14 protein-coding genes are annotated in these 14,455 nt (G+C 69.8%); 8 read left to right on the plus strand and 6 right to left on the minus strand.

The window, feature by feature from the left end; all coding sequences use genetic code 11:
- Positions 1-5 precede the first annotated feature (5 nt).
- From GXW78_RS25140 to GXW78_RS25165, 6 genes are all read left to right on the plus strand, one after another.
- Positions 6-1,088: an Ldh family oxidoreductase gene (locus tag GXW78_RS25140; RefSeq protein WP_211871667.1), complete on the plus strand. Its 1,083-nt coding sequence runs from the start codon at positions 6-8 to the stop codon at positions 1,086-1,088.
- Positions 1,089-1,110: 22 nt separating this feature from the next.
- On the plus strand, positions 1,111-2,682 hold the full coding sequence (locus GXW78_RS25145) for an ABC transporter substrate-binding protein (RefSeq protein WP_211871668.1): 1,572 nt from the start codon (positions 1,111-1,113) through the stop codon (positions 2,680-2,682).
- 91 nt (positions 2,683-2,773) lie between these two features.
- Complete coding sequence (locus tag GXW78_RS25150) at positions 2,774-3,967, plus strand: hypothetical protein (protein ID WP_211871669.1); 1,194 nt, start codon at positions 2,774-2,776, stop codon at positions 3,965-3,967.
- Positions 3,960-4,901 (plus strand): DUF6384 family protein, encoded by a 942-nt coding sequence (locus GXW78_RS25155; RefSeq protein ID WP_211871670.1) that lies wholly within the window; start codon positions 3,960-3,962, stop codon positions 4,899-4,901. Before GXW78_RS25150 ends, GXW78_RS25155 begins: the two co-directional genes overlap by 8 nt.
- On the plus strand, positions 4,895-6,421 hold the full coding sequence (locus GXW78_RS25160; protein WP_211871671.1) for a coiled-coil domain-containing protein: 1,527 nt from the start codon (positions 4,895-4,897) through the stop codon (positions 6,419-6,421). Before GXW78_RS25155 ends, GXW78_RS25160 begins: the two co-directional genes overlap by 7 nt.
- Before the next feature lie 189 nt (positions 6,422-6,610).
- Positions 6,611-7,651: an amino acid ABC transporter substrate-binding protein gene (locus tag GXW78_RS25165; RefSeq protein WP_211871672.1), complete on the plus strand. Its 1,041-nt coding sequence runs from the start codon at positions 6,611-6,613 to the stop codon at positions 7,649-7,651.
- A gap of 10 nt (positions 7,652-7,661) precedes the next feature.
- Here GXW78_RS25165 and GXW78_RS25170 read toward each other — a convergent pair whose 3' ends face one another.
- From GXW78_RS25170 to GXW78_RS25185, 4 genes are all read right to left on the minus strand, one after another.
- Positions 7,662-8,432, minus strand: a complete 771-nt coding sequence (locus tag GXW78_RS25170) for an SDR family NAD(P)-dependent oxidoreductase (RefSeq protein WP_211871673.1) — start codon at positions 8,430-8,432, stop codon at positions 7,662-7,664.
- Positions 8,432-9,388, minus strand: a complete 957-nt coding sequence (locus GXW78_RS25175; protein ID WP_211871674.1) for a D-2-hydroxyacid dehydrogenase — start codon at positions 9,386-9,388, stop codon at positions 8,432-8,434. Before GXW78_RS25175 ends, GXW78_RS25170 begins: the two co-directional genes overlap by 1 nt.
- A 58-nt stretch (positions 9,389-9,446) precedes the next feature.
- A complete protein-coding gene (locus GXW78_RS25180; RefSeq protein ID WP_211871675.1) occupies positions 9,447-10,211 on the minus strand; it encodes a Crp/Fnr family transcriptional regulator in 765 nt (254 codons plus the stop codon).
- Positions 10,212-10,507: 296 nt separating this feature from the next.
- Complete coding sequence (locus tag GXW78_RS25185; RefSeq protein ID WP_211871676.1) at positions 10,508-11,008, minus strand: DUF992 domain-containing protein; 501 nt, start codon at positions 11,006-11,008, stop codon at positions 10,508-10,510.
- A 103-nt stretch (positions 11,009-11,111) separates the two neighbouring features.
- Between GXW78_RS25185 and GXW78_RS25190 the strand changes: the two genes are divergently transcribed.
- Together GXW78_RS25190 and GXW78_RS25195 are read left to right on the plus strand one after the other, a co-directional pair.
- Positions 11,112-12,011, plus strand: coding sequence for an NAD(P)-dependent oxidoreductase (locus GXW78_RS25190; protein WP_211871677.1), 900 nt, complete (start codon positions 11,112-11,114; stop codon positions 12,009-12,011).
- Between the two features lies 1 nt (position 12,012).
- Positions 12,013-12,795: a potassium channel family protein gene (locus GXW78_RS25195; protein ID WP_211871678.1), complete on the plus strand. Its 783-nt coding sequence runs from the start codon at positions 12,013-12,015 to the stop codon at positions 12,793-12,795.
- Here GXW78_RS25195 and GXW78_RS25200 read toward each other — a convergent pair whose 3' ends face one another.
- Both GXW78_RS25200 and GXW78_RS25205 read right to left on the minus strand, forming a co-directional pair.
- Positions 12,796-13,653, minus strand: a complete 858-nt coding sequence (locus GXW78_RS25200) for a prephenate dehydratase (RefSeq protein ID WP_211871679.1) — start codon at positions 13,651-13,653, stop codon at positions 12,796-12,798.
- Positions 13,654-13,666: 13 nt separating this feature from the next.
- On the minus strand, positions 13,667-14,368 hold the full coding sequence (locus tag GXW78_RS25205; protein WP_246522625.1) for a 3-deoxy-manno-octulosonate cytidylyltransferase: 702 nt from the start codon (positions 14,366-14,368) through the stop codon (positions 13,667-13,669).
- Positions 14,369-14,455: the final 87 nt, after the last annotated feature.

A 14,455-nucleotide genomic window follows, 5' to 3' on the forward strand; every position in this document is an offset into this window, starting at 1 on the left:
CTCCCGTGAATGTTCCGCATGAGCGCGTGCGCGCGCAGATCGAAGCCATCCTGCAATCCTGGGGCATGGCGCCCGAGCTGCTGCAGACCACCGTCGAGGCGATGATCGAGACCGACCTTCTCGGCGTCGACAGCCACGGCATCTCGATGCTGATGACCTATGAGAAGCGCGTCCGCGACGGTTCGCTGAAACTGACCGTTGCGCCGCGCGTAGAGAAGCAGACGGCCTGCACCGCCCTGGTCGATGGCGGGGCGGGGCTCGGGCACCCGGTCTCCGCCTTCGCCATGAACCTCGCGGTGGACAAGGCGAAGGAGGCCGGGGTCGGCATCGTCGGCGTGCACAACTCGCACCATTTCGGCGCGGCGGGCGTCTATGCGCGCATCGCGGCGCGGCGCGGGGCGATCGGCATGGTCACCTCCGCGACGCGCGGCGTGACGATGGTGCCGACGCGCGGCGCGGCGCCGGTGCTCGGCACGAACCCGCTCGCCTTCGCGGCACCCGCGAAGCGCAACAACGCCTTCGTGCTCGACATGGCGACGACGACGACGGCGGCCGGCAAGGTGAAGGTCTATGACTTGAACGACCGGCAGCTTCCGTCCGGCTGGGTGCTGGATGCGAAGGGCCAGCCCGTGACTGATCCGAAGCAGGGCTTCGATATCGTGTTCAACAAGCCGGAGGGCGGACTGTCGCCGCTCGGTGGCACGGCGGAGATGGCGAGTGCGAAGGGCTATGGCCTCGCCATGATGGTGCATATCCTGGGCGGCACGCTGGTCGGCTCCTCCTTCTCGCCGATCCGCAACCGTTCGCAGAAGCCGGGCGATCCGGACGATATCGGGCATTTCTTCATGGCGATCGACCCGGCGGCCTTCCGCTCGCCGGGCGAGTTCGAGAACGACCTCGACGACGTCATCGACGTGATGCACGCGACGCCGGCGACCGATCCGTCGAAGCCCGTCCTCGTCGCCGGCGAGCCCGAGGAAGCCGAGCGTCAGCGCCGCCTGCGCGACGGCATCCCGGTGCCGGACAGCCTCGACAAGCTCATTCGCGGCATCTGCGAGAGGTCGAACGCGCCTTACTTGCTGGCCTGAGAACGAAGGGAGGAAACGCACAATGAAAAAGGCCCTGATGGCCGCCGCCGCCGGCATTGCGCTGGCGGCCGGCGCGGCGAATGCGCAGACGCTCCGCATGGGCGTCGGCGCGCAGATCACCTCGACCGATCCGCATTTCCATAACATCTCCCCGAACAACGCCTTTGCGTCGATGGTGTTCGACAACCTCATCGAGACCGACGACCGCGCGCGCACCATTCCGGGCCTTGCGGAATCCTGGCGGCCGACCGGGGAGGATGTATGGGAATTCCGCCTGCGGCGCGGCGTGCAGTTCCACAACGGACAGGACTTCACGGCCGAGGACGTGGCCTTCACGCTGGAACGCATTCCGCAGGTGGTGAACTCGCCCGGCTCCTTCCGAACCTATACGCAGTCGATCGTGGGGGTGGAGATCGTCGACCCCCACACCATCCGGTTCCGCACCAACGGCCCCGCTCCCACTCTGCCGAACGACATCGCGATGGTGCCGATGCTCGACCGGCAGACGCATCAGGGCGCGACGACCGAGGATTTCAACGCCGGCCGGGCTACTATCGGCACCGGGCCGTATCGCATGACCCAGCACCGCCCGGGCGAACGCATCGAATTGCAGCGCAACGAGAGCTACTGGCGCGGTCGGCCCGCCTGGCAGACCATCGACTACCGCATGATCACCAACGACGCGGCGCGCACGGCCGCGGTACTCGCCGGCGATGTCGATTTCATCGACCAGGTGCCGACCACCGATATCGAGCGCCTGCGCCACTCCCCGCGCGTGTCGCTCAGCGAGATCGACAGCCTGCGGTTCATCTATTTCGCGATGGACCATATGCGCGACGGGCCGACGCCTTTCATCACCGACAATGACGGCCGACCGCTGCCGCGCAATCCGCTGAAGGATGAGCGGGTGCGGCGCGCCCTGTCGATCGCCATCGACCGGGCCGCGATCGTCTCGCGCGTCATGGAGGGGGCGGCGGCGGCCTCGGTACAGGTGATGCCGGCCGGTGCCTTCGGCTACGCGCCGGATCTCGCGGTGCCGCCCGCGGATGTAGAGGCGGCGAAGCGGTTGCTGGCCGAGGCCGGGTACCCGAACGGCTTCCGCCTGACGGTGCACGGGCCGAACGACCGTTACCCGAACGATGCCCGAATCTCCCAGGCGGTGGGGCAGATGTGGACGCGGATCGGCGTGCGGACGCAGGTTGAGGTCGCGCCGTATGCGAGCTTCATCGCGCGCGCCTCGCGGCAGGAGTTCTCGGTCTTCCTCGTCTCCTGGGGGTCCTCGACCGGCGAGCCGCTGGCCGGGCTGCGCTCCGTTGCCATGACCTACAACCGGGAACGCGGGACGGGGTCGGTCAACCGGGGCCGGTACTCGAACCCCGAGTTCGATCAGACGCTGCTCTCCGCCAGCCGCGAGCTGAACGATGCGCGGCGGGAGGCGCTGCTGCAGGATGCGACACGTATCCTGGTACGCGACCAGGGCATCATCACCACCCATCTGCAGAAGAACATCTGGGCGATGCGTCAAGGCTTCGCGCATACTCCGCGGGTGGATGAGCGGACCCGGGCGCAGGATGTGCGCACTACATCACAGTGACAGAACCGCTTCCGGGATGAGTGGCTGACTTGGCGGTCGGGCCGGGCTATGAGTCCGGCCCGACCAGCCCCAGCCCAGGAGACCGGACCGGATGAGCGAGACCGCCGTCACCGTGCAGCCCATGCGCTACCTCGACAAGGCGATGGGTGCGCTCCGCGACCTCGGCCTGCCGATGCCCCAGGCGTCCGCCGAGGAATCCCCGATCACCGGCCTGCTGTCCAAGATCATGGAGGTCGACAGCGACCGCGTGACCCTGATCGCCCGGGTTTTGAACCAGGCCACGACCTTCAACGAGGTGGTGCGCGAGCAGATCAAGGCGATGGAGGTCGGTGAGCGCTACCAGACCATCACCACCGCCTTCAATTCCATCCGCGACGATGCGAAGGGCATGGTCGCGCAGATGGAGGACGGCAAGATCTCCACCATGGAGCGGCTGTCGAACGTCTGGCAGAAGGCCACGCGCGGCGACATCGCATCGCGGTTCGACAAGATCCGCGACACCTATCTGGAAGTGTCCAAGGACACCAAGGAGAACATCGACCGGGAGCATTCGATCCTGGAGGCGTATCGCGACTTCCGCGGTGCGCTGAAGCAGGCCGAGGTGCTGGCGCTCGAAGTGCTGAAGACCGGCGAGGGCCGGCTGAACGAGGCGAAGGCGAAGACCGACGCCGCGGTGAAGGCCGCCGAGGCCGCCGCGGCTGCCGAACCGGCCGAGCGCGCCAGGCTGGAACTCGCCCGCGACGAGGCGCTGCGCCACCTCCAGTCGGAGGACGGCAAGTACCAGATCGCCAAGGATCTCGCGGACAATCTGACGGTTTCCTACAACACCTCCGAGGTCATCATGGCCCGTCTGGTGCAGACGACGACGGCGAAGGAACGCGTCTACCAGCAGTCGGTCTCCTTCTTCTCGACCAATGAGGCGGTGCTGACTGCGCTGACGGCCTCCTTCACCGGCATGCACGGGCTGCACGAATCCACCCGCGCCCTGGAAAGCATGAAGTCGGGCGTGAACCAGTCCCTCGAAGTGCTGGCCGAGATCGGCGGAAAGGTGCAGGAGGCGGCGCTCAAGGCCGGCTACGGCCCGACCATCCAGGCGGATGCGGTGAAGAAGCTGGTCGATTCCGTGGTGAACTATCAGGAGCGCTCTCTCGAGATCATCGATGAGATGCGCACCGCCGCGACGCAGAACAGCGAGGAGATCCGCCGTTCGGTCGAGGATGCCAAGCAGCGCATGGCGAAGCTGACGCAGCGTGCGGCGGTGGTCGCGCAGCAACCGAATGCCTGAACCCGCCACGGGCGCGCCTGCGCCCGCACTTGATGAGACGATGATGGCGATGGACGTGGTGGATACGATCCGCCACGCCGATCGCCTTGTCGAACGCGAACTCGGCGGGGAGGAGCGTCAGCAGCGGCTCCGGCAGCGGCTCCGCGAGATATATGCTTCGCAGGGGATCGAGGTTTCCGACCGCGTCATCGACCAGGGCATCGTCGCGCTGGAGCAGCAGCGCTTCGCCTATGTCCCGAAGGGCGAGGGCTGGCAGCGGAGCCTCGCCACCGCCTGGGCGACGCGCGGACGGTGGGGGAAGTTTGCCCTGGCCGGCGTCGCGGTGCTGGTGGTGGGCCTCGGCGCGTATCACATCACCGTCGTCGCCCCGCGCCAGCGTGCTACGGCGGCCATCACGCAGGAACTGCAGACCGACCTGCCGCGGGCCCTGCGCGCCGAGTACGATCGCGTCCTCGCCGGCACGCAGGAAGCCGGGCCGCGCGCCGAGGCGACGCGGCTGCTGGCCGAGGGGGAGGCCGCGGCCCGGGCAGGGAACCTGACCGAGGCCCGAGCGCGGCGCACGGCGCTGTTCGACCTCGCCGCGCGGCTGGCCGCCGCCTACAGCGTGCGCATCGTGAACCGGCCGGGCGAACCCTCCGCCATCTGGCGCGTGCCGGCCTCCAACCCCCGCGCGCGCAACTATTACCTGATCGTCGAGGCGCTGGACCGCGACGGCCGCCCGGTGGAGGTGCCTGTCACCAGCGAGGAGAATGGCGAGACGCGCCGCGTTTCCCGCTGGGGACTGCATGTCACGGAGGCGGAGTTCGAGCGCGTGCGGCGGGACAAGCTCGCCGACGGCATCCTCAGCCAGCCGGTGATCGGCCAGAAGGCGGCCGGAAGCCTTGATACGCGATGGACGGTGGAAACCACCGGGGGAACGATCCTGTCATGGTGAATGGCGGTTCCGTCCTGCATGAGGTGGATGTGCGGCTCGCGGAGTTGCAGCGCGAGGCCTCGGCAGCGCAGACCGAGGCGGACCGCCTCGCCGCGCAGCGCGAAGGGCTCCGCAGTGATGAGGCGGAGGCGCTGCGCGAATTGGCACGGCTGCGGCTGAAGGAACTGGCCGATGGCCGGGCCGCCGTCGATGCGCTCGACGCCGCCGGCGACCAGCTACGCGAGACGCTGGCGCGGCGCGCGCGGGAACTGGATGCCGCGCAGCGTGCGGTGCTCGATGCGCGCGATGCGCTGGCTGCGGCGGAGGCACGGCGCGACGCCGAAGTGGAAACCAACCGTGCCGCGCAGGAGGCCGAGGCATCCGCCCTGAAGGAGGCTGAAGCCAAGGCCGCACAGGACGCCGATTTCCAGCGCCTGTCCACGGCCGCGGAGGAGGCGGAACGCATCGCCCAGCATGCCGAGCAGAAGGCCGGCTTCGCGGCGCGCGACTTCGAGGAGAAAGGCAAGCCGTACCGCGCGGATCCTCTCTTCGCGTATCTGTGGGATCGCGGCTGGGGCACCGGCCGGTATCGCGCCTTTCCGCTGGTCCGCATGATCGATGGCTGGGTCGCGAGGCTGATCGAGTTCGAACCGGCGAGGCGGTCCTACGCGCTGCTGGCGGAATTGCCCGGCAGCATGACGGGCCATGCGGCCCGCATGCGGGCGGATGCCGATGCCGCGGTGCGCGTCCTGGTGGAACGCCGCCGCGCGCTGGCCGGCCTTCCCGTCGGTGGCTCGCGCATCGATCCCGCCGCGCTGGATGCGGCGGAGGACACTGTCGAGGCGGCGCGCGCCGCGCTGACGGCGGCCGAGGCGAAGCGCAGCGCGCTCGCCTCGGGGGAGGATCCCGCGTCGCAGGAGGCGATCCGCGCGCTGGAGGCGGCCATCGGCCAACGGTCGCTGCGCACCCTGCGGGAGGAAGCCGCCCGCACGCCCACGCGCGACGACGACGCGATCGTCGCCCGGCTTGAGATCACCGGCGCCGAGCGCGTCCGGCTCGAGAACACGCTGGCGGATGCCCAGGCACACTCGCAGGCCGCACGGCACCGCCTGGTGGAATTGCAGTCGCTGCGTCAGGAGATGCGCAGCCGGGGCGTCGAGCGCAGCGATTGGGGTTTCGCCAGCGGCGCCTTGGTCGGCGCCCTGGTCACCGAGCTGTTGCGCGGCGCGCTGTCGCGCGATGGTTTCTGGGACCGCTTGGAGCGCCAGCGCCTGCCGGACCAGATGGGCGGCACCAGCCAGCCCGGGCCCTGGGGCAACCCATTGCCAGGGCCTTGGGGTCGACCCGCGCCCGGGCCCTGGGCGACAAAGCAGTCGCCTTCGGGCGGTGGCTGGTGGGATGAGGGGAATCCGCAGATCGGTTCCGGCGGCATCAAGGGGGGCGGCTGGGATACGGGGGGAAGTAGCTCCTCCTCCGGCGGCTTCACGACGGGCGGCACCAGCGATTCCGGCGGTGGGTTCCGGACCGGTGGGTCGGTCTAGGGCGCATCTTGCAAACGGAGGGGGGCCCGGCCCCTCGCCAATCCCGACTACAGCGACGTTCTGCGTCCCAAGCGTTCATCCCCCTTCGACGAACCACTTCGGCGCCTTGTCCTCCTCCGGCCATCGGGTGACGATGCCGGGGGCGGGCCGACTGCCCGCCAGGCTTCGACTGATGGGACGACAAAAAGCATGACATTCTTCCGCAAGACCGGCTTTGCCGCGGTTCTTGGCATCTGCGGCGCGCTGACCGCCGGAACCGCCATGGCCCAGGGCGTGCAGCCGGGTCCGACGCTGGCCTCCGTACGCAACAAGGGCGCGCTCGACTGCAGCGCCAACCAGGGTTCCCCGGGTTTCGGCGTGCCCGACAGCCGCGGGGAGCAGCGGGGCCTTGATCCCGACATCTGCCGTGCCGTCGCGGCTGCCGTGCTCGGTGATGCTTCGCGCGTGCGCTGGCACGTGCTGACCAGCCAGGCGCGCATTCCGGCGCTGCAATCGGGGCAGGTCGACATGGTCGCCCGCACCTTCACCTGGACCCATTCGCGCGAGGTGAATGCCGGCCTGCAGTTCGGCCCGACGGTGTTCTACGACGGCCAGGGCTTCATCGTGCGTCGCGTGACGGGCGTGACGCGCGCCGCACAGCTCGACGGCGCGACGGTCTGCGCCACGGCGGGCTCGACCAATGAGCTGAACCTCGCCGACTGGGCACGCACCAACAACATTCGCGTCCAGCCGCTGGTCTTCGAGAGCAACGAGGACACGCGCAAGGCCTATACCGCCGGGCGCTGCGACGCCTACACGCTGGATGCCAGCCAGCTCGCAGCCTTCCGCACCTCCCTGCCGGCCGGCGAGCACATCATCCTGCCCGACATCATCAGCAAGGAGCCGCTGACGCCGGCGGTCCGCAAGGGCGACCCGCAGTGGTTCGACATCATGCGCTGGACGATCTACGCGCTGATCCTCGCCGAGGAGCTCGGCGTCACCCAGGCCAATGTGGATGAGATGCTGCAAAGCCCGAACCCCGAGGTGCGCCGCCTGCTGGGCGAGGCAGGGGATACCGGGCCGGCGATGGGTCTCGACCGCCGCTGGGCCTACAACGCCATCAAGGCGGTGGGGAACTACGGCGAGATCTTCGAGCGGCACCTCGGCCCGAACTCCCCGATCGGGCTGGAGCGCGGCCTGAACCGCCTCTGGAACCAGGGCGGCCTGATGTACGCGCCGCCGATGCGCTGACGCGGCCCGGTCAGAACAGCGAGTAGCCGCCGTCGATCACCAGGCAGTCGCCGCTGTGATAGGCGGCGGCTTCGCTCGCCAGATACACCGCGATGCCGCCGAAATCCGCGCCCGTGCCCCAGCGTCGTGCCGGGATCCGGGGCAGCACGGCGGCGGCGAAGCGGTCGTCGGCGACGCTCGGCGCCGTCATCGGCGTCTCGATCCAGCCGGGCAGCACGGCGTTCGCCCGGATGCCGTGGCGGGCGAGTTCCACCGCCAGCGCGCGGATCACCGCGACCATCGCGCCCTTGGTCTCCGCGTAATGCGCGTTTTGCGCCGCGCCCTCGATCGCAGCGAGCGACGCGGTCCCGACCAGCGCGCCGCCGCCGCCGCGCTCGACCATATGCCGCGCCGCGGCGCGCAGCGTGTGGAACGCGCCATCCAGGTTCACCCGCGTGACACGGTGCCATTCCTCGGTGTCGAGTTCGGTGAACTTCGTCTTTCGGCCATAGGTGCCGGCATTGGCGAAACAGGCATCGACGCGGCCGAGCGCGGCGAGGGTGGACGCGAAGGCGGCCTCGACCGCCGCCTCGCTGCCCACGTCGCAGGTCTCGGCATGGGTGCGTGCGCCGGTCGCGGCCAGCGCCGCGATGGCCTCGGCATTCTTCGCCGCGTTGGTGCCCCAGATCGCGACATCGGCGCCGGCCTCGGCGAGCGCCCGCGCCATGCCGAGCCCGATGCCGGAATTGCCGCCGGTGATGAGGGCGACCTTCCCGGTCAGGTCGAAGGGGCCAAACGGCATCAGTACCCGGCCTGCCGGTCCACCAGCTGCGTCAGCGGCGCGCCTTCCACGAAGCGGTGGAGATTCTCCACCAGCAGCGCCGCGACCATCTTGTCTCGCTCGGGGTGCAGGCCGCCGATATGCGGCAGCACCATGATGTTCTCCTCCGCCCAGAACGGGTGGTCCGCCGGCAGGGGCTCGGTGCGGAACACGTCGAGCACCGCGCCGGCGATCGTGCCGGCGCGCACCGCAGCGACCAGGTCATCATCCTTGATAAGCGCGCCCCGGCCGAAGTTGAGCAGCCAGGCGGTCTTCTTCATCGCCGCCAGCCGGCCGGCGTCGATGAAGTTCTCCGTCGCCGGCGTGGCGGGCAGCAGCAGCACGACGAAGTCGCTCGCCGCAAGGACGTCGTCCGTCTCCTCCGGGCGATAGACGCGATCGACATGGGGCATGTCCCCCGTGCCGCGGCGGGTACCAATGACGTGCATCTCCAGCGCCGCTGCCTTGCGGGCCAGTTCGGCCCCGATGGCGCCGAGCCCCAGGATGCCGAGCGTCTTGCCCGCCAGCGTCGTGGAAACGCGGCGCGTCCACTGATGCGCTGCGTTGTCGCCGACGATGGCGGCGTAGGGCTTGGTGATGTGAAACAGCGCGCCGAGGATGTTCTCCGGCATCTGCACCCGATGCGTGCCGCGCGCGGAGGACAGGGCCAGGTCGGGCTTCAGGTCCGGCCGCGCCAGCCAGTGCTCAACGCCCGCGGTCAGCGCCTGGACGAAGCGCAGCTTCGGCATGCGGTCCAGGATGCCGGCCGGAGGGGCCATGGCCAGCATCGCCTCGGCCTCGGCCAGCAGCGTGTCGTCCGGCGTGGCGGTGCGCCCCACGGCTTCCACGCGCAGCCGATCGGCCAGCCCCGCCGCCTCGATCGCGGCAGCATAGGGTCCCGCACCGTCCGTCCACAGCAGCAGCAGCGGCTTCGTCATTTGGCGCCCCTCTCCGGTTCCGGGGGAAGGGTGCGGCAGTGCCGGCGCCGCGTCCAGATCAGGCGGCCGGGGCGCGCAACTCCGTGGAAACGACCTGCTGCATCTCGGCGACGCGCAGGATGCGGATGGCGCGGCGGTCGCGTGCCAGCCAGCCCTCCCGCGTCATATCCGACAATTCGCGCGACACGACCTCCCGCCGCGCGCCGATGCGTGCCGCGAGCTCGTGATGCGGCGGCGGCGGCGAAACCACGCGCTCGGTCGGCGCGCCGGCGCGCGGCCGCGACAAGCGTAGCAGCTCGGAGAACAGGCGCAGCCGCACAGGAAGGGCTTCGCGTTCCAGCGTGCGCTCCGTCTGGAGGCGTAGCTTCGCCGTCAGCGTCCGCAGCAGGCCGTGGCACGCCGCGGGGTTGGTGAAGATGAAGTCGAGGAAGGTCTGCGCCGGGATGATGCACAGCCGCGAGCGGGCGATCGCCGTGACATTCGCCGCGCGCGGCGCGCCGTCGATGGCGGAGAGCTCGCCGAAGAACTCGCCGCTGCCGAACTCGTTCAGCAGGACCTCGCGCCCGGAGGCGGCGCGGAGTTGCACGCGGACCGACCCGGCAGCGACGAAGAAGATGTCGGTGGAAGGCTCGTCGTCATCCACCACGACCTGCCCCGGCTCGACGGTGCGCCAGCGCGCGGCGGCGGACACCTTGGCGAGGGAGGTGGTGTCGGCGCCGCGGAAGAAAGGCAGGTCGGCGAGGGCCGCCGGACGCGTCGGATCAGCCATTGTCGGACGCAGCCAGACGAGGTGCGGGACGACGGGATCCTGGATCGCGCGCATGGTCGGCCTCCTGCCGGGCGCCGATTGGGCGCCGTGGGCGGAAGACTGCGATGCTGCGGCTGCGAGCGGGAGTGATGGAGATCACGGCATGGTCACCGGCGGGGCGATTGCAGGGTCGCGCGGCCGATGGGTGGGGTGGCGTCGGGCTGCCCGCCGCGGTCGAGCGTGGTCAGCCTCGATGCTGCCACCTTTCGGCGGTGCTGTCGCCCTATCCTGCCACCGCCGGCATGGTATGGGAAATTTCCGGCACGTGGTCCTCAGCCGGCGAGGCGCCGGGCGCCTCGCCGGGTCGCCGGTCAGCGTGCCGCGGTCAGCTTGAGCTCGCCCACGCCGAGCGCGATGTTCAGCCCGGTATTGCCCTCGACGCTGAGGGGCTGCAGGGCGATCCCCCGGTTGCTGCCACCCACCAGGATGTTCGCGGCGCCACCGACGCCTGCGGTTGCCGCGGCCGACACGCCGGCGAAGGTACCCCCCAGCGCGCCGGGCCGGACGTCACCGGTGCTGGCCATGACGCCCCACAGCATGACGGCGGCGCCGGTGAAGCCGATATCGACGCCGTAGCGGCTGATCTCCCCGGTGTAGCGCTCGGTCGCGCCGTTCGTCGGGGTGAAGACGCAGTGCACGTCCCGGGTCGAGCCGAAGATGAAGCTCGTGCCGGCGGCGACGTCGCAGCGCAGCGTACCGACGCGCACATGGCCGGTCAGGTCCGGGGCCGTCTGGGCCTGCGCGACGGCCGGCGCAGCCGCCAGCAGGCCAAGGCCCAGGAGGGCGCCGAGCCGGGTGCCGATATGTCGCATGGTTATTGCCTCTCTCTGATGCGGGCGAAGGCCCGGCCTTGGCGGAACGCCCCGGTCACGGCATGGTTTCGCGACCGAGAAACAGCCGGATACCGCGCAAACCATGACACCTGTCATCCCGCCTGCCCGCGTCGCCTTCATCGGCATGGGCGTGATGGGCGCCGCCATGGCCGCCAACATCATGAAGGCTGGCTTCGCGCTGACCGTCAGCAGCCGCAGCCGGGCGAAGGCCGAGCCGCTGATCGCGGCCGGCGCCGACTGGGCGCCGACTGCTCAGGACGCCGCCGACGGCGCGGCTTGCGTCTGCCTTTGCGTGCCGGACACGCCGGATGTCGAGGCGGTGCTGTTCGGTGAGGACGGCGTCATCCACGGCGCCGCGCCCGGAACGGTCGTGATCGACTTCTCGACCATCGCCGCCTCGGCATCGGCCGGTTTCGCCGCGCGGATGGCCGAACGCGGCCTAGTGCTGCTGGACAGCCCTGTCTCGGGCGGGCCGCAAGGGGCGATCGACGGGACGCTCACCTGCATGGTGGGCGGGGCGGATGCCGGCTTCTCCGCCGCGCGCCAGGTATTCGATGCGGTCGGCAAGACCATCACGCTCCTGGGGCCGGCCGGGTCGGGGCAGGTCTGCAAATCCGCCAACCAGCTCATCATCGTCGCCGCCATGCAGGCGGCGGCGGAGGCGCTGGCCATGGGCCGCAAGGCCGGGCTCGACCCGATGCTGATGCGCCAGGCGCTGCTGGGCGGGTCGGCCCGGTCCTTCGTGATGGAAAATCACGCGAAGCGGATGATCGAGGGTACCTTCAAGCCTGGCTTCCGCGCCGAGCTGATGCGCAAGGACATCCGTCTTGCCGTCGGCGCGATGCGTGACAACGGCGTTTTCGCGCCCGCGACGGCGCTGGGGGCGCAGATGATGGAGGCGGTCGTCAATTCCGGCCGCGGCGGCCTGGACGCAGCCTCGCTATACGGTCTGGTGGCCGAACTGTCGGGATTGAAGGACTGAGATGAGCGCGACGGCGCCCACCGGCTGGGCGTGGCTGCACCATCTCTACAACGGGCTGGCGCCGGAGTGTCGTCGCTTCCGCTACGCGGTGCTGACGCTCGACCTGTTCACCATCGTCTTCGTCATCGCGACCTCCTTCATCCCGCGCAGTCCGGCGATCGTGGTGATCGATGTGCTGATCGGTCTCGTGCTGGCGGTGGAATTCGCCGCGCGACTCGCCGGCAGCCGGAGGCCCTGGCGGGAGGCGCTGCGCCTCGCCTCCATCGCCGACGTGATCGCCATCGCCTCCTTTCTGGTGCCGCTGACCGGGGAGGGTTTCGGCTTCCTGCGGATCATGCGCACGCTGCGGCTCCTGCATTCCTACCGGATGCTCGGCATGCTGCGCGAAGATTTCGCCTTCTTCCGCCGCAACGAGGATGCGGTGGTGGCGGCGACGCATCTCGGCGTCTTCGTCTTCATCATGACCGCGGTGGTGTACGAGACGCAGCACTACACCAACCCGCATATCGCCAACTATGCCGACGCGCTGTACTTCACCGTCACCGCGCTGACGACCACGGGCTTCGGCGACATCACGCTGCCGGGCACGAGCGGGCGGCTGATCTCCGTCGTGATCATGCTCGCCGGCGTCACACTGTTCCTGCGCCTGGCGCAGGCACTGTTCCGGCCGGCCAAGGTGCGCTTCACCTGCACCTCCTGCGGCCTGCAGCGGCACGACGCTGACGCGGTCCACTGCAAGGCCTGCGGCGTGCTGCTCAACATCCCCGACGAGGGTTACGACTGATCAGTCGCCCGACGCCGCCTGTTCCAGCCGGTAGGGATGGGCGGGATAGGCGCCGAGGATGCGGAACTCCTTCGTGAAGAAGGCCAGTTCCTCGAATGCGCGCTGAAGCGCCGGGCTGTCGGGGTGGCCGTCCACGTCGCAGAGGAACTGCGTGGCCGAAAAGCGCCCGCCGACCATGTAGGATTCCAGCTTCGTCATGTTCACGCCGTTGGTCGCGAAGCCGCCGAGCGCCTTGTACAGGGCGGCCGGCACGGAGCGGACGCGGAACACGAAGGTGGTGACCGTGTCCGGCGCGGTGATGGGCGGGTACGACCGTTCGCGCGACATGACGTAGAAGCGCGTCGTGTTGTGCTCCTCATCCTCGACGTTCCGCTTGAGGACTTCAAGTCCGTAGGTTTCCGCGGCGAGTTCCGAGGCGATGGCGGCGTCCTCGATCCCGCCGCGCTCGGCAACGAGATGCGCGGCGCCGGCGGTATCGGCTTCGATCACGGCCTCGAGCTTCATCTCCTTGAGCAGCCGCAGCACCTGGCCCAGCGCGACCGGGTGGCTGTGGGCCCGCTTCAGCGTAGCGAGCGTCGCGCCCTTCGGTGCCAGCAGGCAGTGCTCGACGCGCTGGAAATGCTCGCCGACGACGAACAGGCCGGAATCCGGCAGCAGGCGATGGATGTCGGGGACCCGGCCGGCCAGCGAGTTCTCGCAGGGCAGCATGGCGAGATCGGCACGGCCTTCGCGCAGCGCGACCATGGCGGCCTCGAAGGAGGGCGAGGGCAGGGTGGTCCACCCGGGATAGGCGGCGCGGCAGGCGAGGTCCGAATAGGCGCCGGACAGGCCCTGGAAGGCGATGATCTGGCTGGTCATAGGGTCCGTCCGTTCAACGGGTCAGCAGCGCCCGGGCGCGTTCTAGGTCGTGAGGGGTATCGACGCCAAAGGGGCCATGGTCCACCCGCGCGGCGGCGATGCGCATGCCGGCTTCCAGGGCGCGAAGCTGTTCCAGCTTCTCGCGCAGTTCCAGCGGGCTCGCGGGCAGCGCCACGAAGCGGTCCAGCGCGGCGCGGCGATAGGCATAGACGCCGATGTGGTGCCAGCGCGGGCCGTCCCCCCACGGGATCGGCAGGCGGGAGAAATAGAGTGCCGGCGCCACGCGGGCCTCGCCCTCGAAGGCGCAGGCGCATTTCACGAAGGAGGAGGTGTTGGCCTCCTCCTCATCCGCGATCGGGCAGACCAGGGTGCCGATATCGACCGTGGGGTCGGCCAGCGGGTCGAGCACGGCGCGCAGCGTCTCGGGCGCGATGGTCGGGAAATCGCCCTGCAGGTTGACGACGACATCGTAACGGCCATCCGGGTCAAGCGCGGCCATGGCGCGCTGGACGCGGTCGGTGCCGGAGGGAACGTCGTCGGCGACCAGCACCGCCTCGGCGCCGGCGGCACGGGCGGCGTCGGCGATCTCGGGCTCACCGGCCGCGACGGCCACCGGGCCGATGCCGGCCTCCCGCGCGCGATCGAGTACATGGGCGATCATCGGGCGGCCAAGAATGTCGGCCAGAGGCTTGCCGGGAAGGCGGGTGGCCGCCATGCGGGCCGGGATCACGACGATGGGGCGCAAGAAGGCGGCTCCGGCTGCTTGTCTGGCGGAAACTCGGGCACTATGGTCCGGCGCGTT

It is taken from the genome of Neoroseomonas terrae (assembly GCF_018129025.1).
GTDB lineage: Bacteria > Pseudomonadota > Alphaproteobacteria > Acetobacterales > Acetobacteraceae > Neoroseomonas > Neoroseomonas terrae.

Coding starts and splice junctions, on each gene's coding strand:
- GXW78_RS25185 (WP_211871676.1), bottom strand. CDS start 11,008: ATGCGACATATCGGCACCCGGCTCGGCGCCCTCCTGGGCCTTGGCCTG.
- GXW78_RS25190 (WP_211871677.1), top strand. CDS start 11,112: ATGACACCTGTCATCCCGCCTGCCCGCGTCGCCTTCATCGGCATGGGC.
- GXW78_RS25155 (WP_211871670.1), top strand. CDS start 3,960: ATGCCTGAACCCGCCACGGGCGCGCCTGCGCCCGCACTTGATGAGACG.
- GXW78_RS25200 (WP_211871679.1), bottom strand. CDS start 13,653: ATGACCAGCCAGATCATCGCCTTCCAGGGCCTGTCCGGCGCCTATTCG.
- GXW78_RS25195 (WP_211871678.1), top strand. CDS start 12,013: ATGAGCGCGACGGCGCCCACCGGCTGGGCGTGGCTGCACCATCTCTAC.
- GXW78_RS25150 (WP_211871669.1), top strand. CDS start 2,774: ATGAGCGAGACCGCCGTCACCGTGCAGCCCATGCGCTACCTCGACAAG.
- GXW78_RS25170 (WP_211871673.1), bottom strand. CDS start 8,432: ATGCCGTTTGGCCCCTTCGACCTGACCGGGAAGGTCGCCCTCATCACC.
- GXW78_RS25180 (WP_211871675.1), bottom strand. CDS start 10,211: ATGCGCGCGATCCAGGATCCCGTCGTCCCGCACCTCGTCTGGCTGCGT.
- GXW78_RS25205 (WP_246522625.1), bottom strand. CDS start 14,368: ATGGCGGCCACCCGCCTTCCCGGCAAGCCTCTGGCCGACATTCTTGGC.
- GXW78_RS25145 (WP_211871668.1), top strand. CDS start 1,111: ATGAAAAAGGCCCTGATGGCCGCCGCCGCCGGCATTGCGCTGGCGGCC.
- GXW78_RS25165 (WP_211871672.1), top strand. CDS start 6,611: ATGACATTCTTCCGCAAGACCGGCTTTGCCGCGGTTCTTGGCATCTGC.
- GXW78_RS25175 (WP_211871674.1), bottom strand. CDS start 9,388: ATGACGAAGCCGCTGCTGCTGCTGTGGACGGACGGTGCGGGACCCTAT.
- GXW78_RS25160 (WP_211871671.1), top strand. CDS start 4,895: ATGGTGAATGGCGGTTCCGTCCTGCATGAGGTGGATGTGCGGCTCGCG.